The sequence below is a fragment of the Pseudovibrio sp. Ad26 genome (assembly GCF_001623285.1).
Classification (GTDB): Bacteria; Pseudomonadota; Alphaproteobacteria; order Rhizobiales; family Stappiaceae; genus Pseudovibrio; species Pseudovibrio ascidiaceicola.
Genome location: NZ_LMCE01000024.1, coordinates 95,397 through 117,178 on the forward strand (window position 1 = coordinate 95,397; position 21,782 = coordinate 117,178).

Consider the following 21,782-nt stretch of genomic DNA (forward strand, 5'->3'; position numbering starts at 1 on the left):
TTTAATTTGCAAGTAAGGTGAGGCTGAACATGGCGCGTCCATTCCATCTGGCATTTCCGATTGATGATCTGGAACAGACCAAAACGTTCTACATGGGCGTGCTTGGGTGTAAGCAAGGCCGAGAACTTGAAGGCAAGTGGGTCGATTTTGACCTGTTCGGACACCAGATGTCCGCCCACCTTCGTGAAAAAACACAGTTTCCCCTTGGAGTCACTGGTGTCGTTGATGGCGACGCTGTGCCCATTCCTCACTTTGGCGTTGTTTTGCCAATGGATGAATGGAAGATGCTTGCTGATCGACTGAAAACACATGAAACTATTGAATGGTTGTTGGAGCCTAAGATCAGGTTCGAAGGGCAACCGGGAGAGCAGGGAACTTTTTTCATTAAAGACCCCTCGGGCAATGCTCTCGAATTCAAGGCATTCGCCAGTGACTCTGACATTTTCGCAACCTGAGTAGATCCCCATGGAAATTTTAGAAGCAACACATACAACACAAAATCCTGCCGAATCTGACCGGATCAAAGTAGCGCTCGCACAGATCGCTCCGGTCTGGTTGAAGCGAGAAGAAACACTGAAAAAAGTGGCTGATGCAGTAGAGCTCGCAGGCAAACAGGGCTGTCAGCTTGTCACCTTCGGCGAAGCACTGGTCCCGGGCTACCCGTTCTGGATTGAACGCACCGACGGGGCACGTTTCAACGATCCAAAGCAAAAAGCGATTTACGCGGAATACCTTGAGCAAGGTGTAGTGATTGAAGACGGCCATCTCGATGGCATCTGTGCGATTGCCAAGAAATACAACATCGCTGTGTATCTCGGTGTCATGGAGCGTGCTGCAAACAGAAGTGGTCATAGTCTCTATTGTTCGCTGGTCTACATCGATCAGAACGGTGAGATCGGCTCCTCACACCGCAAGCTACAACCAACCTTTGAGGAACGCCTTGCATGGGCACCGGGCGATGGCAACGGCTTGCGTGTCCATCCGCTGGGCCGCTTTACCGTTGGTGGTCTCAATTGCTTTGAAAACTGGATGCCCCTGTCCCGCGCAGCTCTGTACGCGCAAGGGGAAGACCTTCACGTTGCCGTTTGGCCGGGTGGTCTGCACAACACCGAAGACACAACCCGCTTTGTTGCGAAGGAAAGCAGAAGCTATGTGATCTCAGTCTCTGGCCTCATGCGCCCAACAGATTTCCCGGAAGACACGCTGGAGCTTGCCAAGATCCTTGAGAACAGCGATGACTTTCTTGCAAACGGTGGTTCCTGCATCTCTGCGCCAGATGGGTCTTGGGTTGTTGAGCCGCAAGTCGGTAGGGAAGTTCTGATTACAGCAGAATTGGACCATGCCGTGGTACGTGGTGAACGCCAGAACTTTGATCCAACAGGTCATTACAGCCGACCAGATGTGACACGCTTGATCGTTGATCGGAAACGTCAACAACTCGCGGATTTCATCGACACTGAATAAAATTAAGTACTCAGGCAGATTTATTGGGGCAGGGTTTTGATTAGCTTAGGTTTTGTCTCTCAAAAAATTCAGTAAAGTTGAGGGATACGACCAGCTACAGGCACCCCTACCTCATAGTAAGATCAAGATCTGAAACAACAGAATCTCAAAGCAGGTAGTGCTGACGTGCTTCAGTGCCTGAATGATAGACTCTGTTGTTTGCAGCCCCGCCAAACCCGAGTGTGATCTTCGCATCTGCAAGCTGAGTATTGAATCATGGAAATTTTAGAAGCAACGCATTTATCTCACGACCCGTCCGCATCTGACAAAATCAAAGTCGCCCTCGCGCAGATCGCTCCAGTCTGGCTGAAGCGTGAAGCGACCTTGGACAAAGTGATTGATGCGGTAGAGCTTGCTGGCAAGCAGGGCTGCCAACTTGTTGCATTTGGAGAGACACTGGTGCCGGGCTATCCGTTTTGGATTGAACGCACAGACGGTGCACGCTTCAATGACCCAAAGCAAAAAGCCATGTACGCCAAATGCCTTGATCAAGCCGTAGTGATTGAGGACGGTCATCTGAATGCTGTCTGTGAAGCGGCGAAGAAACACAGCATTTCCGTGTATCTCGGCGTTATGGAGAGGGCAGCAAACAGAAGCGGGCATAGTCTGTATTGTACGCTGGTCTACATCGACCAAAACGGAGAGATCGGTTCTGCGCACCGTAAACTGCAGCCAAGCTATGCAGAACGTCTTGCGTGGGCACCGGGAGATGGCAACGGTTTGCGTGTCCATCCGCTGGGCCGCTTTACGGTTGGTGGCCTGAACTGCGCTGAAAACTGGATGCCCTTGTCACGCGTCGCCCTGTATGCGCAAGGAGAAGACCTGCACGTGGCCGTCTGGCCGGGTGGCCTGCGGAACACAGAGGATCCAACACGTTTTGTTGCCAAAGAAAGCAGAAGCTACGTACTATCAGTCTCAGGGCTGATGCGTGCTGCAGACTTTCCAAAGGATACGCCAGAACTAGCAGAAATACTCGAAAACAGTGGTGAGTTTCTCGCTGATGGCGGGTCTTGTATCGCTGCACCTGATGGGTCATGGGTGGTCGCACCACAGGTAGGCAAAGAACTCCTGATCACAGCAGAATTAGATCACGCATTGGTGCGGGCTGATCGCCAACTCTTTGACCCGACCGGCCACTACAGCCGACCGGATGTGACACGTCTCGTCGTCGATCGTAAGCGCCAACAGCTTGCTGAATTCGTCGACTCTGAATAAAACAAATCACAGATTGATATATTACAGCGTATTTGTGAGATGAGCCTGCTGGTCTCAAACAAAAATACGCTCAACAATGGAGTGCCTCATGAACCTGGTCTTATCTCTCAAAAGCTTCAACGAACCTGAGTGGATCGACCGTTTGCAGGCACTTCTTCCCAATCGAAAGATTGAGGGCTGGAACGGCGGCGTCGCTGAGCCCGAAAAAGCAGAATATCTCCTTGCCTGGAAACCGGACCCTGCCGTCTTTTCTGCCCTGCCAAACCTCAAGGTGATCTTTTCACTGGGCGCAGGTGTCGATCATCTGACCTCATTGCCGGAACTCCCCAACCTCCCGTTGGTCCGGATTGTTGACCCAGACCTCACCAGCCGCATGACAGAGTGGGTGGTCTTCCAAACGCTTCTCCACCATCGCCAACATTTAACTTATGCCGCTCAGCAGGAGGCAGGTGTTTGGCATGGACACAGGCAATGGGCAGCAAAGGACGTACGCGTTGGTATTCTGGGGCTTGGTGAGCTGGGGTTGGATTCAGCAAAAGCCCTCAAAGCGCTGGGTTTCAACGTTGCCGGGTGGTCTCGCTCGCCAAAAGATGCAGACGGCATTGAAAGCTTTGCCGGTGAAGACCAGCTTGAGGCGTTCCTTAATCGTACAGACATTCTGATCAATCTGTTGCCCTCAACACCTGCCACGCACAAGCTGGTCAATGCAGAGCGATTGGCTATGTTGTCTCAATCTGGCGCATTAGGAGGGCCTGTCTATATCAACGCCGGACGTGGTGCGACTCAGGATGAAGCTGCGATCAACACAGCTTTGACATCCGGCCAGCTCAAAGGTGCCAGCCTTGACGTGTTCGCTATTGAGCCTCTGGCTGACACAAGTCCTCTCTGGCAGCAGAGAAATTGCATCATCACACCGCATGTGGCAGCTGAGAGCGACCCACAAGCTCTCTCCGAATATGTTGCCCAGCAAATCAAGGGATTTGAGCGAGGTGAAGCGCTCGAGAACCTAGTCGATTTGGAAGTCGGGTATTAAGTTCACCTGATTCTTGATGAAACCTTAGTTTAGAGTGCCAAATACCGGAAGAAGTTGAGTGCGCAGATCAATCTAAGGTTTAGCTGCAAGGAGTAGCATCAAACACAACTATAACAATTAAGTTGTGACCTGATGCTCTCCATAATCCGAGGTTTGTTCCAGCGAGATCTGGGCAGCGCGACTATTGAATTCAGCCTCATCTCTGGCCTCATCGCTCTGGCGATTCTTGCCATGGTGTCCGCACCAACGCTCACCAGCACCTCTTTTATTGCTAAAAATACCACTGCGCAGCCAAACGCAGCCGAGCGTGATCTTCAATTGTGGGAACTGGTGAAGCCAAACAATTAAATTTGTAAATAAATGAATTTTAGCGAGACAAAACTACCAAGTGTTAAGGCCTTCTTTGGAATTACCCTTGCAAAACCATAACATGGTATTTGTGGGGGAGATCACGACATGATTGCAAATGGACTATTGATCATTTTTCCATTGCTGCTTGCAATCGCCGCATTCTTTGATCTCTTCACAATGACGATTCCGAACAAGCTCAACCTGATTATAGTCGTTGCCTTTGTCAGTCTGGCCTTCTTATTGCAATTGCCCCTAGAACAGGTTGGCATGAGCTTCACACTCGGCTTCGGTGTGATGGTTGTCGGCTTCGGTCTGTTCGCGCTCGGTGTTATGGGCGGCGGTGATGTGAAGTTCCTCGCTGCAATCTCTCTTTGGCTCGGTCTCTCGATGAACATGCTGGACTTTATTTTGCTGACCAGCATTTATGGCGGAGCATTAACGCTGGTTATCCTGGCCTTGCGTAGGGTTCCGTACTTTCCGCAGTTCATGCAGGGGCAGGAATGGCTCTTAAGATTGCATGACAGAAAAGCAGGCGTTCCATACGGGATTGCAATCGCAATTGCGGGGATTCAGGTGTACCCGAAGACCTTCTGGTTTGCTCAAATTCCAACTTTCTGAGCATTTCGCGAGCAAATCATCTTAGTAAAGTATTAATGTTTTGAACTAGTGTGCTTTCACTGGCGCTAACCTATTGCTGTTCATGCATATTCCTAATTTGACTCTATGCACATAAGTAAAAAATACAAATGTAGTGATGTTACGGAATATTAACTATGTCTTGACAATCTTTGCTCAAATTAGGGTTAACGAATGCTGCTTAGCTAAATCTCTTAGAGGGTGGGTGCCACATGAAGGCCTCCAGATTACTAGTTTTAATTATCGCTTTAAGCGCCGGCGGGTTGGCCGCCTGGCTGAACCTGTCTTCCGGTTCCCGGGAGCAGTCGCCAACTATTGTTGTGCAAGAACAAGAAATACCATCACTGGAAATTCTTGTTGCAGCGCAGGACCTCAAAGTCGGTACATCTCTTACCCAAGGTGATTTAACTTGGGCCAAATGGCCGGAAGAATCTGTAACTGACGGTGTAATCTTGCGCGGCTCAAGTCCAAATGCAGATGAAGAGTTTCTGGGACAGATTATCAAAGCAGCGATGTTTAGCGGCGAACCAATTCGCGCAGAACGTCTCATCGATACGGACAAAGGCTTCCTGGCAGCGATCCTCCCAAAAGGAAAACGCGCCGTTGCTGTTCCGGTTGATGCAGTCTCTACCGCAGGTGGTTTCATCCTTCCAGGAGACAAGGTTGACGTGCTGATCAGCATGCAAGCCAAAAAACGCGAAGACGGCTTCATCAGTGAAACGCTCCTCGAGAATATCAAGGTGCTCGCTATCGATACCACGACGGCCTCTGAGAACAGCGAGAAGGCAATGTCTCCGGACCAGACAGCCACACTGGAACTCTTCCCTCATGAGGCAGAAACCATCGCTCGCGCAACCCAGATGGGAACTCTCTCACTTTCATTGCGCAGCGCAGCAGACTCCAAAGACGGTGTGAAGCAGCCTCCGCGCGTCAAAGGTGGTGTGAAGTTTGTAAAGTATGGGATTGCCTCCCAGTCTGTTAACGGAAATTAGTAGGTAAACTATGGTTTTTCATCGACAAATTAGTCTGGCGAGAAGTTTACCGCATAAAGACCGCGTCAGAGGAGCTCTCTTACAGTTCCTTCTGGTCTTTGCCTTGGTTTTAGTCGGACCGCAGATAGCATTCGCTCAGAGTAATTTCGAAGCGACTGTGGAAGTCACCTCTCAGCACCGCGGCAAAGTTCGCCAGCTGAATGTTGGTGAGGGAAGATCTATCGTGCTCAACACAAACGAGGAAGTCCGTGACGTCCTCGTCTCAAATCCAGAAATTGCAGATGCTGTTGTCCGCACCAGAACCCGCGTATTTGTCTTCGGAAACAAAATTGGCCAGGCATCATTAGTTCTGTTTGGCAATGGTGGCCGCCAACTGGCATCGTTCAACCTGAGCGTACAACCTGACCCGTCAGGCCTGGTGGAACTCATCCAACGATTGCTGCCGAATTCTGCGATCAATGCCGATATTGTCAATCAAAGCGTTGTCCTCTCAGGAACAGCAATCTCTGCCCTCGAAGCCCAACAAGCCTACGATATTGCGCTGAAGTTTGTAGGCAACGATGAAAGAAAGATCGTCAACACAATTGCCGTCGCCGAGAAAGATCAAGTCCAGCTCAAAGTTACAGTAGCTGAAATTGAACGCACAACGATCAAACAACTTGGTGTGAACCTTCAGGGCTCACTCAAAATCGGCGCACTTGATGCAAGTTTCAACACGTCACCTGCTTATAACATCAACCCTTCTGTTGTGAATGCTGGCACCCTAGCAGGAAAGTTAGGGTTTGATGGCGGAACACTCAATCCTACAATTAAAGCGCTAGAGCGCGAGGGGGTGATGAGAACGCTGGCGGAACCAACATTAGTTGCAGTTTCCGGTGAGAACGCCAGCTTCCTGGCTGGTGGCGAGTTCCCTATCCCTGTCGCTTATGAAGACAACAAAGTTAGTCTTGAGTTCAAGCCTTTCGGTGTTGGACTTGATTTCACTCCTGTCGTTTTGTCAGAAGGACGGATCAAACTTCGTGTAAGGACTGAAGTCAGTGAATTGAGTTCTGAAGGGGCTGTAAGTATTGCAGGCGCTATTTCAGTTTCAGCACTTAAAGTACGTAGAGCTGAATCTACACTTGAACTGCCCTCAGGAGGAACTTTGGTTATGGCAGGCCTTCTGAAGCATAATTATGGGCAAGAAATTGATGGGATACCTGGACTAAAGAATATCCCGATTCTTGGCACAATGTTTAAGAGCCGTGATTACATCAATCGCCAAACTGAACTTGTGATCTTTGTAACGCCTTATGTTGTAAGGCCTATTGCACGCTCTCAGATCGTGCGCCCTGATGAAAATTTTGCAGCGCCAAGCGATCAGTCTACAATATTCTTAAATCAATTGAGCCGTATTTACAGGACAACAGATGCACCTGTGAAAGGAAGTTATCACGGCAAAATTGGTTACATTTACGAGTGAGGACAAGTGAAATGAGTACCCTGCTGTCGCCCACTTTCAAATGTGTCACTAAATTGAAAGCAGCCTCTGTCGTGCTTAGTACTATTGTCATGCTCGGAGCATGCCAGTCGCAACCATCCTATGTCGAACAGCAGTCGATTGTGGATTTTGACTATAGAAAAAGGCATCCAATTGTCATTACAGAAGCGCCTGAAAATTTTGATATTCCCGTAGCTGGGGAGATGCGCAAAATTAACGGATCCATGAAAACGGCTGTTGCTGCTTTTGGTCAGCAAGCAAGCATAGATGGAAATGGATTTGTTGAGGTTTTGGTTCCATCAGGCTCCGGGAATGAGGCCGCCGTGAGAGCAGTCTCGCCGCAGATCCGTACTGCATTGAAAAAAGGTGGAGTAGCAGCCGATCATATTGTCATGAGAAGTTATGCGGTATCGGACATGGCTGCATCTGCTCCCGTTCGACTTTCATTTATGCGTGTTAAAGGCGTTGTTCGTGATTGCGGCAATTGGCCCAATGCAATGTTAGGCGATAACCAAAACGCAGATTACTACAACTTTGGGTGTGCAACTCAGGCAAACTTAGCTGCAATGATCGATAAGCCAAACGATCTATTGCGTCCACGCCCATTGGGGCCGGGCGACCCAGCTAGGACAAATGTTATCCTGACAAACAACCGTTCGGGTGCTGTAACAGCAGGCGAATACAAAACTGGCGTCGGGGCAACAATTTCAGCCATTGGACAGAATTAGTGGGCCAAAATATGAATGATTTTGCACATTCTAAATTGGATGTTGAACAGAACCATGATGTATCTGGTCAGCTTTCAACTTCAGACTTTAATCTTGTTAGTATCCCTCGGATATCAGTACAAGCCTTTTGCTTGGATGCCCAAACTGCAGAAACAATCCAGAAGGCGAGCGCAGATCGTCGGATGTCTAAGACCCATACAATGGTGCGGCAAGGCGGTATCCGGGCAGCTACTGAGACATTTCAAAGTGCGGCGACACCTAATTTTCTCATAGTAGAGTCACTTGCAAGCTCAAGCGAGATGATTGAAGAGCTCGATCGGCTTGCAGAGGTTTGTGATGCCGGCACCAATGTTTTGGTTATTGGACGTGTTAATGACGTAAATCTCTATCGCGCGCTGATCCAGCGTGGTGTGGGTGAGTACATTGTTGGGCCCATAGATATCGCACAGCTTATCAATACGATTGGTCAGTTTTATTCTGATATTGATGCGGAGCCATTCGGGCGAACAATTGCGGTTCTGGGTGCAAAGGGTGGTTGTGGAGCGTCTGCTGTAGCTCATAACCTGTCCTGGTCAATTGCAAAAACGCTCGACAATGATGTTGCAATTGCTGATTTGGATCTACCATTTGGCACCGCAGGCTTAGATTTCAATCAGGATCCACTGCAAGGTATAATGGAAGCAATCGCATCTCCAGATCGCCTTGATGACACATTGCTGGATCGTCTGCTTGCTAAATGTAATGACCGGTTGAGTTTACTTGCTGCTCCTGCAACGCTTGAACAGACCTATGATTTCGATACTGACAAGTTTGATCAGGTAATCGAAGTGATGCAGAAAGGAACGCCGACCGTTGTTCTTGACTTGCCCCACACATGGAACAGCTGGGTTCGGCATATTCTTGCTCATGTAGATGAAGTCCTGATTGTAGCGGAGCCTGATCTGGCAAATCTTCGAAATGCAAAAAACCTTGTCGATAGCATTGGGCAACTCCGACCAAACGATACAAAACCATATTTGGTCTTGAATAAGGTTGGCATTCCTAAGCGCCCTGAAATTAAGCCTGATGAGTTTAGTAGTGCCTTAGATGTTGTTTCTTTAGCAGCAATGCCGTTTGAACCAGCCTTGTTCGGGACTGCTTCCAACAATGGTCAGATGATTGCAGAGTTTGATAGCAAACATACTGTTGCTGGTTTGTTTGAAGAGATTGCGGCTAAGGTCACGGGCAAGGCTGAAACCTATACAAAAAACAAGTCGCTCATCGCATCTCTTATTAAAAAAGTCCGCAAATAGTCCTCTGGTTGAGTTTGTGCTGATTTCAAAGGCGGAAGAATATGTTTGGTAGACGTGGCAACGGTGAATTTGGAAATAAAGGTCCAAAGTCTGCTCCTGTGAACCCAGTGATGCAGAAACAGTCGGTAACGCCTGCTGTTCAAGACACGCCAAGCGCCATAAGATCTAAATCGCCTGCTGCAGAAGTTCAGCAAGAAAAGCCAAAGGACACAGCTCCGGAGACCAAAAGAACTCAGGAGTACTATGCAACCAAAGCGTCTATTTTCAATGCGCTGGTGGAGGCAATCGATCTTTCGCAGTTGAGCCGGTTGGATCAAGAAGATGCACGTGACGAGATCCGGGATGTCGTCAATGACATCATTGCCCTTAAAAACCTCGTTATGTCGATTGCTGAGCAGGAAGACTTGCTCGAAGACATTTGTAACGATGTGCTGGGCTACGGACCACTTGAGCCGCTATTAGCCCGTGATGACATTGCCGATATCATGGTGAACGGGGCGAACACCATCTACATCGAAACAGCTGGCATGGTGGAGCAAACAAACATCCAATTTCGCGATAATCGCCAGCTGATGAACATCTGCCAGCGGATTGTGTCTCAGGTTGGCCGTCGTGTTGATGAAGCCAGCCCGATATGTGATGCGCGTCTACCTGATGGCTCTCGTGTAAACGTGATTGCCCCACCGCTGTCATTAGACGGACCTGCGCTGACAATTCGTAAGTTTAAGAAAGACAAGCTTACCCTCGATCAGCTGGTGAATTTTGGTTCGATTTCGCGTGAAGGCGCTGAGATCCTTGAAATCATAGGCCGGGTACAATGTAACACGGTTATTTCAGGTGGTACGGGCTCAGGCAAAACCACACTTTTGAACTGTTTGACGCGCTATATCGATAGCACGGAACGCATTATCACTTGCGAAGACAGTGCTGAACTTCAACTTCAACAGCCACATGTCGTGAGATTGGAAACCAGACCTCCAAACCTGGAAGGTGAGGGAGAGATCACAATGCGTGATCTTGTAAAAAACTGTCTGCGTATGCGTCCTGAACGTATCATCGTAGGTGAGGTTCGTGGCCCGGAAGTATTTGATTTGCTTCAGGCAATGAACACAGGTCATGATGGCTCAATGGGCACGATCCACTCCAACTCACCACGGGAGTGTCTAAAGCGTATTGAATCCATGATCGCCCTTGGTGGCTTCTCTCTTCCATCTAAAACAGTACGCGAGATCATTGTTGGCTCGATTGATGTTATCGTCCAGGCTGCGCGCTTGAGAGATGGTTCGCGCCGCATTACTCACATCACTGAAGTTGTAGGTATGGAGGGAGATGTCATCACGACGCAGGATCTCTTCACCTATGACATCACGGGAGAAGATGCGAACGGTAAGATCGTAGGTCAACACCGCTCTACCGGTATTGGCCGTCCGCTCTTCTGGGAAAGAGCAAGATACTTCAACGAAGAAGAACGATTGGCGCGCGCGCTGGATGCTTCAGATGTTTCTGGAGGACTGCATGGCTGACTTGAATAACTTTCTGGCTTCTCCGCTCGCTGATTATCTGATCACAGCCTTAATCATGGTGAGTGTCGTGGGTGTCACGTTTACACTCTTGATGCCCGTGTTTTCCAAAGACAAACTTGGGAAACGAAAAGAGGGGTTGGTTCAGAAAAATGGAACTCAACAAAGTGGGCGGTCTCAGAAAATTGATGTCACGGCCCGTAGGAAAACTGTTCAGGACCAGCTCAACGCTATGGAAGCGGCGCAAGCTGCGAAGAAGAAAAATGCAGACAAACCTATTTTTACGGATTGGATAGGACAAGCTGGTTTGTCTTGGTCTAAGTCCAAGTTCTATTTCATTTCAGTGGTCTGTGGTTGCATTGTCTTCGCGGTAAGTTTTTTTTCAGGACAGTCCTTATGGATTTCAATAGCGCTTTTATTTGTAGGAGTCTTTGGTTTACCGCGATTCTACGTTTCAAGGAGGCGTAAAAAACGCTTCAATCAGTTCCTTGATGAATTTCCAAATGCAGTCGATATCATAGTTCGTGGCATCAAGTCTGGCATGCCATTAGGGGAATGTCTGCATGTTGCTGCTTCTGAGGCGAAAGATCCAGTTGGGTTAGAGTTCGCACTGGTTTTAGATAAAATGCAAATGGGTATACCGCTGGCTGAAGCAATTCAGAATATGCCTAAAAGAGTGCCTTTGCAGGAAACAAACTTCCTTGCAATTGTCTTTGCTATTCAAGCGCAAGCTGGCGGGAGCCTTTCAGATGCGCTCAACAATCTTTCAAAGACATTACGACAGCGCAAGGAGATGAAAGGAAAAATTCGAGCGGTCAGCCAAGAAGCAAAATCATCGGCAGCAATCATCGGCTCCCTCCCCTTCATCGTGACGATCATGTTGTACTTAATCGCCCCAAGTTATATTCGTTTGCTCGTGGATACAGATATTGGTCTAATTCTCGTAGCTATTGGCCTTACCTGGATGACTATTGGGATCTTGGTCATGCGGAAAATGATTGATTTCAAGATATAGGAATCCAGAGATGACATTTGCAGATCTTGGAAATAACAACTTATTTGTAGTCATTCTCACATTGCTCGCAGTATCTGGAACTGCTTATACGCTTTTGATGCCTTTTTTTGAGCGCGATGAACTTAAAAAGCGCATGAAGTCAGTTGCTCTTGAGAGAGAGAAAATTAGAACACGCGAGCGTAATCGCCTTGCCAATAGCAAAGAGTTTCAACGTGCAGCGCTTAGGAGTAGCCCTAAAGAAAGTGTGCGAGACTTTGTCGATAAATATAACTTGAAGAATCTTTTATCGAATGATGGCGTAATAAAAAAACTCAAGATGGCGGGTTATAGAGGGCCATCCCCTCTCTACTCATACCTTTTTCTGCAGATTGTATTACCAATAGGTTTTTTTGCTCTTGCATTTGCTTATCTAGTAATTGTTTTAAAGTTAGATATTCCGATCTTGGGTACTCTTTGTATCAGCCTCCTAATTTCTGCAGTTGGCTTCTATGCCCCAAGTATTTTTGTGCAGAATCAAATTTCGAAGCGGCAAGAGACTATTCGCATGGCGTGGCCGGATGCGATGGACTTAATGCTTATTTGTGTTGAATCTGGTATGTCGATTGAAGCGGCCTTCAAGAAAGTTGCGGAAGAAATTGGAGCGCAATCTGCAGCACTAGCTGAAGAACTAGTGCTGGCCAACGCAGAGCTTTCCTACTTAGATGAGCGAAAGAAGGCCTACCAAAACCTAGCAGAGAGGACTGGCCTTGAAGGCGTCAATAATGTTGTTATTGCTCTAATTCAGGCTGAAAGGTATGGTACGCCAATCGGGAATGCTCTTAGAGTTTTGTCAGATGAGAACCGGCAAACTCGGATGCAGGAAGCTGAGCGAAAAGCTGCGGCGTTGCCTCCGAAACTAACAGTTCCTATGATAATGTTTTTCTTACCTGTGTTGTTCATCGTAATCATCGGTCCTGCGGTAATTCAGGCGATGCAAACATTCTAACCCGTCACGCCTTACCCAACATCGTCTTCAAATACGCCACGTTCTCGGCGGCTTGGCGTGGGTCTATGTCGGATTGGGCGATGCGAACGGCTTCGTCAAAGCGGCCTTGTAGGCCGAGGGTAAGAGCAAGGTTCTGGCGCACCTGGCTGCCAGCTTTGCCCGTATTCAGTGCTGTTCGCAAAGTCGTCTCTGCGTTGTGCAGATCGCCTCCCAGTAGGTAGGACATTCCCAGATTATTCAAAACAGTTGGCTCATTTGGTGAAAGCTTCAGCGCTTGCTGGTAGGTTGAGCGCGCCTGTTTAGTCTCACCAAGCTGATCCAGAATAGCGGCCTTCGCAGAAAGCATCTTCCAGTTTGGCTGTGCTGGGTCGAACGCATTTTCAATGACATTGAGCGCTTCCTGCAACTTGCCGTTTTCAGCGAGCACTTTGCCATAGCTTGCCGCAATCGTGTTGTTATCAGCATTGGCGATGACACCACGTCGTAAAATTGCTTCTGCTTGTTGGCCTTGGCCATCAATTCTCAAAGCTGCTGCAAAGTTCAGGATTGTACGTGGGCTTTTCTGGTCCTTGGCATACGCTCCGCCCCAGTAGGCGAGGGCTTGTTGCATCTCTTGTGAGCCGGGCTCGAGTTGCTGACTCTGAGAGATAGATGCCTGAGCGCGTTGTTTGTTGGTTGCGCAGCCGGAAAGTGCAAGCCCGCAAACCAGCAGCAGTGAAACAGCTGTTGCACTTCTTAAAATGCCACAAGACATCTTGGTTGTGTGTGTGCGGTCAAATACGGCCATGGAACCCTCAGCAACGAAGCAATTCAAATATTGTTTGAAAATCTAATATTATCCCTAATTTCTGGTTAATTTGGCTTGGCTGAGCCCTTGGTTGGGCGGGGGAGCAGCAAGCCGAATGTCTTGCGCAGAACAAGTAACGTCGTTAGGTTGCCACAACGCTGTCCGTATCGGACAGAACACAAATTTCAAACATCTCATAAATGGAGCTCCCGGTGCACGGTCCGTTAATTTCTGCCGATGAAACAGTAAATCCAATCCCGGTTGTAGCGCTCTCCGCGAGTGAGTTGGACGCGCATCTTGATGCCTCTGGTGCCATGGCAAAGTCTTGGGCAAGAGCGCAGGAGTTTACAGCTGCTTTTGGAGAAACTCTGGCAGTTCCAAATGAAGCCGGTGAGATTGAAACCATTCTGTTTGGCTACGGCGAAAGCCAGAGAGACGCTTTAGAAACAGGCGCTGCTCTTAACAAAAAGCTCCCAACTGGCGCGTTTGAACTTTCAAAAGGCTTTGAAGATCCAGCTGGTATCGCTCTCGGTTTCTCTCTCGCAGCCTACCGTTTTGATGCCTACAAGAAAATTCCTGCGCCGAAGTCTCAGCTAGTCATTAGCGAGCCGGGCATTTTGGAAGAGCTGGCACCAATTATCGCTGGCGCGCACCTTGCAAAAGATCTCATCAATACCCCTGCAAATGATATGGGGCCGGAAGAACTAGCTGCAGCAGCCTCTCAGCTTTTTGAAGATCACGGTGGGTCCTCAAAAATCATTATGGGTGATGTTCTGGAGAACGAGTTTCCGCTTGTGCATGCTGTCGGCAATGGCAGTGACAGAGCACCGCGTCTGATTGATGCGGCCTGGGGCAAAGAGACTGATCCGAAAATCACGTTGGTCGGCAAAGGTGTGATCTTCGACAGTGGTGGGTTGGATGTGAAACCAGCTGCCGGCATGATCCTTATGAAAAAGGATATGGGCGGCGCGGCGAATGTTCTTGGCCTAGCAGCAATGATCATGAAAGCCCAGCTACCGATGCGCTTGCGTGTGATTATTCCAGCTGTTGAAAATGCGATCTCGGGCCGTTCATTTCGCCCGTCAGACATTTTCACAAGTCGTAAGGGCCTCTCTGTCGAGATCGGCAACACAGATGCTGAAGGACGCCTGGTCCTGGCCGATGCACTTGCGCTGGCTGATGAAGAGAGCCCGGAGCTGATTGTTGATATGGCAACGCTGACAGGTGCAGCCCGTGTCGCACTGGGGCCTGATTTGCCGCCATACTATACAGATGATGAGGACTTGGCTGAAACGATCGCTGTTCACAGTGAAGCAGTGAATGATCCTTTGTGGCGCTTGCCACTCTGGAAGCCATACAAAAAGTACATCACCTCCAAAACAGCTGATCTGGCAAACATCAACACAAGCGGAGCAGGTTTTGCAGGCTCAATCACTGCAGCTTTGTTCCTTCAGAGATTCGTTGAAAACGCAGGCAGCTGGGTACATCTTGATATCTACGGTTGGACCCCAATTGAGAAAGATTTTAGGACCCATGGCGGAGAAGCCCAGGCAATTCGGGCACTTTTCGACATGTTGAAGACCCGATTTGACTAAGCAAAGTGCGGATTGCGTTGTCAAAATTACTTAATACCTCAATCTGGTAAGGGTCCCGAAATGATTTGCAGGCTAGGTTTTAGCCTGCAATAGGGATTAGGACGAATAAATATGCCCGTAGAGATCCGCCCGTCGCAGGCGCTTAAGCTATGGCATGATGTAGTGTTGGAATTGGTGCGCGCAGCAGATCAGGATTTGACTGCTCGCCAAATGTCTATTCTTTTAACTGTATATCTTGAGCCTCCACCACATACCGTGCGCGGACTTGCGCAAAAGCTAGGGGTTACCAAGCCTGCAATTACACGTGCCTTGGATACACTTGGAACAAACAAGCTGCTTTCCAGAAAGCGTGATGAAAATGATCGACGCAATGTCGTTGTCACACGCACAGTTGCAGGGGCGCTGTATCTGGAACAGCTTGGTGATCTGGTATCAGAAAAAGCTCAAGACCTTTCGCGTTGATCGAAAGGCGGAACCAAGACATTATCATTCCGCTATGCCATTCTGATTGGAGAGAGCTCCCACATGACTGTTCAACTTGACCGCCGTTTACATCCAGTAAGGCCAGATCTGGCTTCGACTGACTATCGCGGTCAGGTGCAATCCGAGCGCTTTGTCGAGGGAACAAACTACTCTGTAAAAGCAGACAAGGTTGAACTACGCGCTCGGCCAGACTTTGCGTGCGGGATCGATACCGAACTGAATTTCGGCGAAACCTTTCGTGTATTCGAAACAACGCCAGAAGGATGGTCTTGGGGTCAGCTGCAAACAGACGGCTATGTTGGCTGGTTGCCGATGAACGCGCTAGGCCCAGTTGAGCAAACAACCCACAGAGTGACGGCTCTGAGAACCTACCGCTACCCGGAAGCCGAAATGAAACGCCCAGTACTAGGGCAGGTTTCAATGGGAGCGCTCGTAAGCGTGGTAGGACACGAGACCACACGAGGACTGGAGTTTGCAAAGCTTGCTGATGGCTCGTTTATAGTCAAAAAACACTTGGTAGAGCAGGCTGAGAAAGCGGTTGACTGGGTAAAAGCAGCTGAAGCTATGGTCGGAACACCATATCTGTGGGGTGGACGATCAACACTTGGGCTGGATTGCTCGGGCCTTATCCAACTTGCATTGCAAACAGGCGGTGTAAATGCCCCTCGTGATGCGGATATGCAGGAAGCTATGCTGGGTGAGCAGCTCGACCTCTCCGGTGATCTTCCAGCTCTGCAGCGCGGCGACTTGATGTTTTGGAAGGGGCACGTGGGCGTAATGTCTGATTCTGAGACCTTGCTGCATGCCAACGGTTACACAATGACAGTTGCTTATGAGGGGATTCAGGCAGCTCTCAAACGCATTGGCGAGAACGAATTTGGTCAGCTCACCTCTGTGAAGAGGCTAAGTTGAGCCGATGTTTACTCGTGCTTAACCATAAAGCGCATTATCGGCATATCTGACCCATCAACACGCGCAAATTAGGTTTTCGTTCACTAAAATTATCGCACAAATAACTGGTAAAATTTAACAGTTATTCGGTGGGGTTTGCCGTGTTTTGGAAGCTGCAAAAACAGATCTCTGATCGTTCGTCAAAAATTGCCTCTGTCGCAATCTCTACTGCGATGACCGCAGGCATTGCAGCGACTTCACCTGCACCAGCCTATGCAGATGTTGAAGTGGTTGCCGACCAGGCAAAAGTTTTCCGTCTCGAAGAGCCTGCCGAAACCATCATTCTTGGAAACCCAAGTATCGCAGATGTGACAGTGCACGACCGCCTGACAATCGTGATCACCGGCAAATCCTACGGCACAACCAATCTGGTCGTCCTGAACGACGCCTCCGAGCCCGTTGTCGAAGAGCTGATCACCGTAACCGCAGAAATGGCCGGCTACGTCGCCGTCCACCGCAACAACAGCCGCTTCACCTACTCCTGCAACCCCGATTGCCAGGAGGTTTTGCGTTTGGGTGACAATAAGAAAAAGATCGAGGATGTCGCCGCCACCATCAGCATGCGTAACGAACTAGCAGAAAATGGGATTTTGGCAAGTAATAGCGAGTAACTGAGCTTGGATGTTTAACCAAGGGCTTCGTGATTTTGCTCTACGGTCCTTAGTGTAGGATATCACGATGGCTGATGTTACATTGCGCTACGAACAATTACGTAAGATTTAGTGCTGTAATCTAAATATTGATGTGTCATAACTTCGCAGATCGCCAAAAACTGCTGTTTTGTGATCTTTACCGATAGATTTGTTAGCTCAAATGTTGAATAAGCGCCCCAAGCTTGGCGAAGAATTTAACGCACATATCGCTGAACAGTCACAGAGCTGCGATAGTATGGCTGAGACCTCCCCTTAAGAGCCCTATCGCAACACTCTTGAGCTCGGGCTGGTGCGGTATGTGGAAAATGAAAAGAGGCTATCAATGGCTACCAATCGGACCTATGACCAAATCCAGGTCGGAGATTCCGTCACTCGCTCCCGCATCTGTACAGCAAACGATCTTTACGTTTTTGCGCACGCGTCTGGCAACATCAATCCACTGCATCTGCCAAACGCGCAGTGGGAAGGCATTGAGAAGAAAGATGGCCCATCCGCACCGTTCATGTGGGGTGCTACTCTGATTTCAGCAGTCGTCGGCAACTACCTCCCAGGTCCTGGCTGCGTATACCGCGATCAGACACTTTCCTTCCATAACAAGGTGAAAGTGGATCAAGTTCTCGACGTCACTGTAACCGTTCTGGAAAAACTGCCAGATAACATCATCCGCCTTGCAACAAGTGTGAAAGTTGATGATGGCACTCTGGTTGCTGAAGGTGAAGCTCGGGTAGAAGCACCAACTAAGTCAATCTCTTACGATGCAGAAGAGCTGCCAGGCCTGCTGATGAAGCGCCACCAGCACTTTGATCGTCTCGTTGCAACTGCTGCCCAGCTGCCAGCGATCCCGACTTCCGTTGTGTGTCCAGACGATGCAAACTCCCTCGGTGGTGCAGTCATGGCCGCTCAGGCTGGCCTGATCATTCCGATCCTGTGTGGTCCTGAAAAACGCATTCAGGCTGCTGCTGAAAAAATCGGTGCAGACATCTCCGGTTACGAGTTGATCGACACACCTGATGAAGGTTCTGCGGCTGCTAAAGCTGTTGCATTGGTTCATGAAGGCCGCGTACGGTCCGTTATGAAGGGGCACCTTCATACAGATGACCTGCTGCGCCACGTTGTGAAGCGCGAAGGTGGTCTGCGCACCAAACGTCGCCTGTCACATGCGTTCGTAATGGATGTTCCAGGTCGTGAAACACCGCTCATCGTCTCTGATGCGGCAATCAACATTGCACCAGACCTGATGTCAAAAGTTGATATCACTCAGAACGCAATCGACGTTGCTCGTGCTATCGGCATTGAGCCTCCAAAAGTCGGCATCCTGTCCGCTCTTGAAACCGTAAACCCGGCGATCCCATCCACCATCGATGCAGCTGTGCTGTCCAAGATGGCTGAGCGTGGTCAGATCAAAGGCGGTATCGTTGACGGTCCTCTGGCGATGGATAACGCGATTGACCTTGAAGCTGCTCGCACCAAAGGCATCGAATCCGTTGTTGCAGGTCGCGCAGAAGTGCTGATCGTGCCAAATCTCGAAGCTGGCAACATGGTTGTGAAAGAGCTGACCTTCCTTGCTCATGCAGAAACAGCTGGCCTTGTAACCGGTGCACGCGTGCCAATCATCCTCACCAGCCGCGCTGACAACGATCGTGCGCGTCTCGTTTCTTGTGCTCTGGCATCCATGTACGACTACTACCTACGCAACGGTGCTGCGTATGTTGGTGAACAGGATCTGGCAGAAGCTGCAGAGTAATTTCGGGATAGCTGAGAAAACAATAATGACAATCGAAACAATCCTTGTACTGAACGCTGGGTCTTCCTCCATCAAATTCCAGTTGTTCAAAGGCGAAGAAAGTGTGCTTTCCGGCCAGATCGACGGTTTGGGAGCATCTGCTTGGGTTAAAGGCAAATCCGCTGAAGGCGCAACGATCATGGATCGTGCGCTCTCAGACGAAGAAGCACAGAACCACAACACGGCTCTGCAGGTTATCCTTGCTCTGCTGAAGGAGTTCGATCCGAACCTCGAAGTGGACGCTATTGGTCACCGTGTGGTTCATGGCTCTTCCAAATATTCTGCACCTGTGCTGGTCACTGAAGAAGTTGCCGCGGAACTTGAAACATTCAATCCGCTTGCACCTCTGCATAACCCGCATAACCTTGCAGGTATTGCTGGGTCCAAAGCGGCATTCCCGGGCAAGCCGAACGTTGCGTGTTTTGACACCGCGTTCCACCGCACGCAGGAATTCAAGAACGAAGCCTACGCGATCCCGACCAAATACTACGACGAAGGCATTCGTCGCTATGGTATGCACGGCCAGTCCTTCCACTTCATCGCGGAAGAGCTGCACAACGTGGCGCCAGAAGTGGCAGATGGCAAAGTTGTCGTCGCTCACCTCGGCAACGGCGCATCCATGTGTGCGATCGAGAATGGCAAATCTGTGACCACCACCATGGGCTTTACCCCGGTTGATGGTTTGGCAATGGGCACACGTTCCGGTTTGATCGATCCGGGTGTCATCTTCTACCTGATGGAAGAAAAAGGCATGTCCGTGAAAGAAGTCGCGAACCTGCTGAACAAGGAATCCGGCATGAAGGGTCTTTCCGGCATCTCGCAGGATATGCGTGATCTGGAAAATTCTGACAGCCCTGATGCAAAACGCGCACTCGACTATTACGACAACCGCATCAAGCGCGAGCTGGGTGCTCTGGTTGCTGTCATGGGTGGTCTGGACGCAATCGTCTTCACCGGTGGCATCGGCGAGAATTCCTCTCAAACCCGCGCTGGTGTTTGTAAGGGCCTTGAGTTCCTCGGCGTAGAAATCGACGAAGAAGCCAACAAGGCGCGCGCGAAGGAAGCAATCACAATTTCCAAAGCATCTTCCAAGGTTAAGGTCATGGCGATCCCAACCAACGAAGAGGCTATGATTGCCCGCCAGACCCGCGCGATTTGCGAGTCGTAATCGACCTAAAAGTGGTGTTGATCACAGCGTTAAAGCCGCACTTTTCTTAAAGGAGAAGTGCGGCTTCTCTTTTGTTTGCCTATACGTACAAGAGCAGACGGGATAGTTGCCCAAACATATTTGCATAGGTTGAATTATCAAAATAAGTTATATATTGAGGCGTGCATCTCTATTATATATAGCTTCAATAAAAACTGGCATTCCTATGATCATCGCTGCAACTACATTAGCGCTACCGGCCTCTTTACAGGCTGCTGAGCTGCGTCTGGTGGAATACCATCAAAGAAATTTAGCCTACATCATTGTTCCTCGGACAGATAAGAAACTGCCTGCACTTGTGCTGTTTCATGACTGGGCAGGATTAACCGAAGAAGCGATCTTACAGGCTGCGAAAATCGCAGAAGAAGGCTATGCAGTGTTCCTTCCTGATCTGTTTGGCGGCAAGGCCCCTCAGTCAAAAGAAGAAGCCCAGCCACTGGTGGAAGCGATCCTTGAAACGGACCATCAGCATGAGCTTATGGCGAATGTCCATTCAGGTTTGCAGGTGCTGGAAAACGTCGAGGAAGTCGAGCCAGTGGACGTCTCTATTTCCGGGCTCGGTATTGGCGAGCAGGTTGCCAGTTACATCTCAAAAAGTGATATGAAACCCGCACTGCCAATGCTCGCACACGTGTAAGCCAGGCGTCATTTTGTAATCCCACGCATTGCATCCCGCATGCTGAGCCAATACTACTGGGCCAACTCAATCTTTGCATCTAAAGGAGGGGCTTATGTCCTCACCGGTCACTGCTGTCGTGTTTGATATTGGTAATGTCTTGATCTCCTGGGATCCGGAGAACCTGTATAAAGACCTGATTCCAGACGCATCAGAGCGCCAGTTCTTCCTCAATGAGGTTTGCCCTTACGACTGGAATCTGGAGCAAGACCGAGGACGTCCTTGGGGCGATGCCATCGCCGAACGGCTTGCCAAGTTTCCGCAGTATGAAGAATGGATCAAAGCCTATTACGAGCGTTGGGAAGAAATGCTTGCTGGTGCAATTGAGGCCAATGTCACGCTCCTGAAAGAGTTGAAGGACAAGGGCATCTCTCTGTATGCCATCACCAACTTCTCTACCGAGAAGTTTGAGGACGCCAAGCGCCTGTTCCCCTTCCTTGCAGACAGTTTCATCGATACCGTGATCTCCGGTGACGAAAAGCTCCTGAAGCCAGATGCTGCCATCTACAACGTGCTGTTGGAAAGAAACCAGCTTGAGGCATCCAACCTCGTCTTCATCGATGACACGCTGAAGAACGTTGAAGCAGCCCAAGGCGTTGGCATGAAGGCGCTGCATTTCTCCGAAGCGGGCAAACTCCGCTCAGACTTGAAGCAACTCGGCCTGCCACTTTAAGATCAACGATGTCTTCCCGGGCGAAGCGTAGCGGAGACCCGGGATCCAGAGCACCTGGCTTAGACATTAGCGAATGTTGGGCTACATCCCGCGTCATATGTTTGTCCCGGAGAGATGGTTGACGTTTGTTCGGGGACATGGGTGACGGTCATGTTATGATGTTAAGTCGATTTTTGCGACTGTGTTTGCTGCAAAACATACGTTGAAGATCTCAGGTTTGTCTG

At 49.4% G+C, this 21,782-nt stretch carries 22 protein-coding genes; 21 read left to right on the forward strand and 1 reads right to left on the reverse strand.

Going from position 1 to position 21,782, the window contains the following annotated elements; genetic code table 11:
• The first annotated feature begins 29 nt into the window (after positions 1–29).
• From PsAD26_RS05040 to PsAD26_RS05100, 13 genes are all read left to right on the forward strand, one after another.
• The gene (locus PsAD26_RS05040) at positions 30–455 is read left to right on the forward strand and encodes a VOC family protein (protein WP_063295161.1); all 426 of its coding nucleotides are present in this window, start codon (positions 30–32) and stop codon (positions 453–455) included.
• Positions 456–465: 10 nt separating this feature from the next.
• Positions 466–1,464 carry a carbon-nitrogen hydrolase family protein gene (locus PsAD26_RS05045; protein ID WP_063309521.1) on the forward strand — a complete coding sequence of 333 codons (999 nt, stop codon included), beginning with the start codon at positions 466–468 and terminating at the stop codon, positions 1,462–1,464.
• Between the two features lie 255 nt (positions 1,465–1,719).
• Positions 1,720–2,718 carry a carbon-nitrogen hydrolase family protein gene (locus PsAD26_RS05050; RefSeq protein WP_063309522.1) on the forward strand — a complete coding sequence of 333 codons (999 nt, stop codon included), beginning with the start codon at positions 1,720–1,722 and terminating at the stop codon, positions 2,716–2,718.
• 88 nt (positions 2,719–2,806) lie between these two features.
• Positions 2,807–3,751, forward strand: a complete 945-nt coding sequence (locus PsAD26_RS05055; RefSeq protein ID WP_208985519.1) for a glyoxylate/hydroxypyruvate reductase A — start codon at positions 2,807–2,809, stop codon at positions 3,749–3,751.
• A gap of 132 nt (positions 3,752–3,883) precedes the next feature.
• Positions 3,884–4,099, forward strand: coding sequence for a hypothetical protein (locus PsAD26_RS05060; RefSeq protein ID WP_063286776.1), 216 nt, complete (start codon positions 3,884–3,886; stop codon positions 4,097–4,099).
• A 108-nt stretch (positions 4,100–4,207) separates the two neighbouring features.
• Positions 4,208–4,720, forward strand: a complete 513-nt coding sequence (locus PsAD26_RS05065; RefSeq protein WP_063309524.1) for a prepilin peptidase — start codon at positions 4,208–4,210, stop codon at positions 4,718–4,720.
• A 230-nt stretch (positions 4,721–4,950) separates the two neighbouring features.
• Entirely contained in the window at positions 4,951–5,730 is a 780-nt protein-coding gene (cpaB, locus tag PsAD26_RS05070) for a Flp pilus assembly protein CpaB (protein WP_063309525.1), read from the forward strand.
• 10 nt (positions 5,731–5,740) lie between these two features.
• Complete coding sequence (locus PsAD26_RS05075) at positions 5,741–7,192, forward strand: type II and III secretion system protein family protein (RefSeq protein WP_084403578.1); 1,452 nt, start codon at positions 5,741–5,743, stop codon at positions 7,190–7,192.
• 11 nt (positions 7,193–7,203) lie between these two features.
• Entirely contained in the window at positions 7,204–7,938 is a 735-nt protein-coding gene (locus tag PsAD26_RS05080) for a CpaD family pilus assembly protein (RefSeq protein WP_084403579.1), read from the forward strand.
• A gap of 182 nt (positions 7,939–8,120) precedes the next feature.
• Positions 8,121–9,230 carry an AAA family ATPase gene (locus tag PsAD26_RS05085; protein ID WP_244278155.1) on the forward strand — a complete coding sequence of 370 codons (1,110 nt, stop codon included), beginning with the start codon at positions 8,121–8,123 and terminating at the stop codon, positions 9,228–9,230.
• 41 nt (positions 9,231–9,271) lie between these two features.
• Positions 9,272–10,753 carry a CpaF family protein gene (locus PsAD26_RS05090; protein ID WP_063309527.1) on the forward strand — a complete coding sequence of 494 codons (1,482 nt, stop codon included), beginning with the start codon at positions 9,272–9,274 and terminating at the stop codon, positions 10,751–10,753.
• Complete coding sequence (locus PsAD26_RS05095) at positions 10,746–11,765, forward strand: type II secretion system F family protein (protein WP_063309528.1); 1,020 nt, start codon at positions 10,746–10,748, stop codon at positions 11,763–11,765. The genes PsAD26_RS05090 and PsAD26_RS05095 overlap by 8 nt, the downstream gene beginning before the upstream one ends.
• Positions 11,766–11,775: 10 nt before the next feature.
• Positions 11,776–12,750, forward strand: a complete 975-nt coding sequence (locus PsAD26_RS05100; RefSeq protein ID WP_063309529.1) for a type II secretion system F family protein — start codon at positions 11,776–11,778, stop codon at positions 12,748–12,750.
• A 4-nt stretch (positions 12,751–12,754) separates the two neighbouring features.
• Here the strand turns inward: PsAD26_RS05100 and PsAD26_RS05105 are convergent, their stop codons facing one another.
• Positions 12,755–13,537, reverse strand: a complete 783-nt coding sequence (locus tag PsAD26_RS05105; RefSeq protein WP_063309530.1) for a tetratricopeptide repeat protein — start codon at positions 13,535–13,537, stop codon at positions 12,755–12,757.
• A gap of 212 nt (positions 13,538–13,749) precedes the next feature.
• Between PsAD26_RS05105 and PsAD26_RS05110 the strand changes: the two genes are divergently transcribed.
• The 8 genes from PsAD26_RS05110 to PsAD26_RS05145 all read left to right on the forward strand — a co-directional run bounded on the left by PsAD26_RS05110 (position 13,750) and on the right by PsAD26_RS05145 (position 21,558).
• Positions 13,750–15,132, forward strand: a complete 1,383-nt coding sequence (locus PsAD26_RS05110; protein WP_063309550.1) for a leucyl aminopeptidase family protein — start codon at positions 13,750–13,752, stop codon at positions 15,130–15,132.
• Positions 15,133–15,243: 111 nt separating this feature from the next.
• On the forward strand, positions 15,244–15,594 hold the full coding sequence (locus PsAD26_RS05115) for a MarR family transcriptional regulator (protein ID WP_063286786.1): 351 nt from the start codon (positions 15,244–15,246) through the stop codon (positions 15,592–15,594).
• 63 nt (positions 15,595–15,657) lie between these two features.
• A complete protein-coding gene (locus tag PsAD26_RS05120; protein ID WP_063309531.1) occupies positions 15,658–16,527 on the forward strand; it encodes an NlpC/P60 family protein in 870 nt (289 codons plus the stop codon).
• A 140-nt stretch (positions 16,528–16,667) separates the two neighbouring features.
• Positions 16,668–17,177, forward strand: coding sequence for a pilus assembly protein N-terminal domain-containing protein (locus tag PsAD26_RS05125; RefSeq protein WP_208985520.1), 510 nt, complete (start codon positions 16,668–16,670; stop codon positions 17,175–17,177).
• Positions 17,178–17,541: 364 nt separating this feature from the next.
• Positions 17,542–18,963, forward strand: coding sequence for a bifunctional enoyl-CoA hydratase/phosphate acetyltransferase (locus PsAD26_RS05130; RefSeq protein WP_057464246.1), 1,422 nt, complete (start codon positions 17,542–17,544; stop codon positions 18,961–18,963).
• Between the two features lie 25 nt (positions 18,964–18,988).
• Entirely contained in the window at positions 18,989–20,170 is a 1,182-nt protein-coding gene (locus PsAD26_RS05135) for an acetate kinase (RefSeq protein WP_063300506.1), read from the forward strand.
• A 205-nt stretch (positions 20,171–20,375) separates the two neighbouring features.
• Complete coding sequence (locus PsAD26_RS05140) at positions 20,376–20,846, forward strand: dienelactone hydrolase family protein (RefSeq protein ID WP_063309533.1); 471 nt, start codon at positions 20,376–20,378, stop codon at positions 20,844–20,846.
• A gap of 94 nt (positions 20,847–20,940) precedes the next feature.
• Positions 20,941–21,558, forward strand: coding sequence for an HAD family phosphatase (locus PsAD26_RS05145; protein WP_063309534.1), 618 nt, complete (start codon positions 20,941–20,943; stop codon positions 21,556–21,558).
• Positions 21,559–21,782 lie beyond the last annotated feature (224 nt).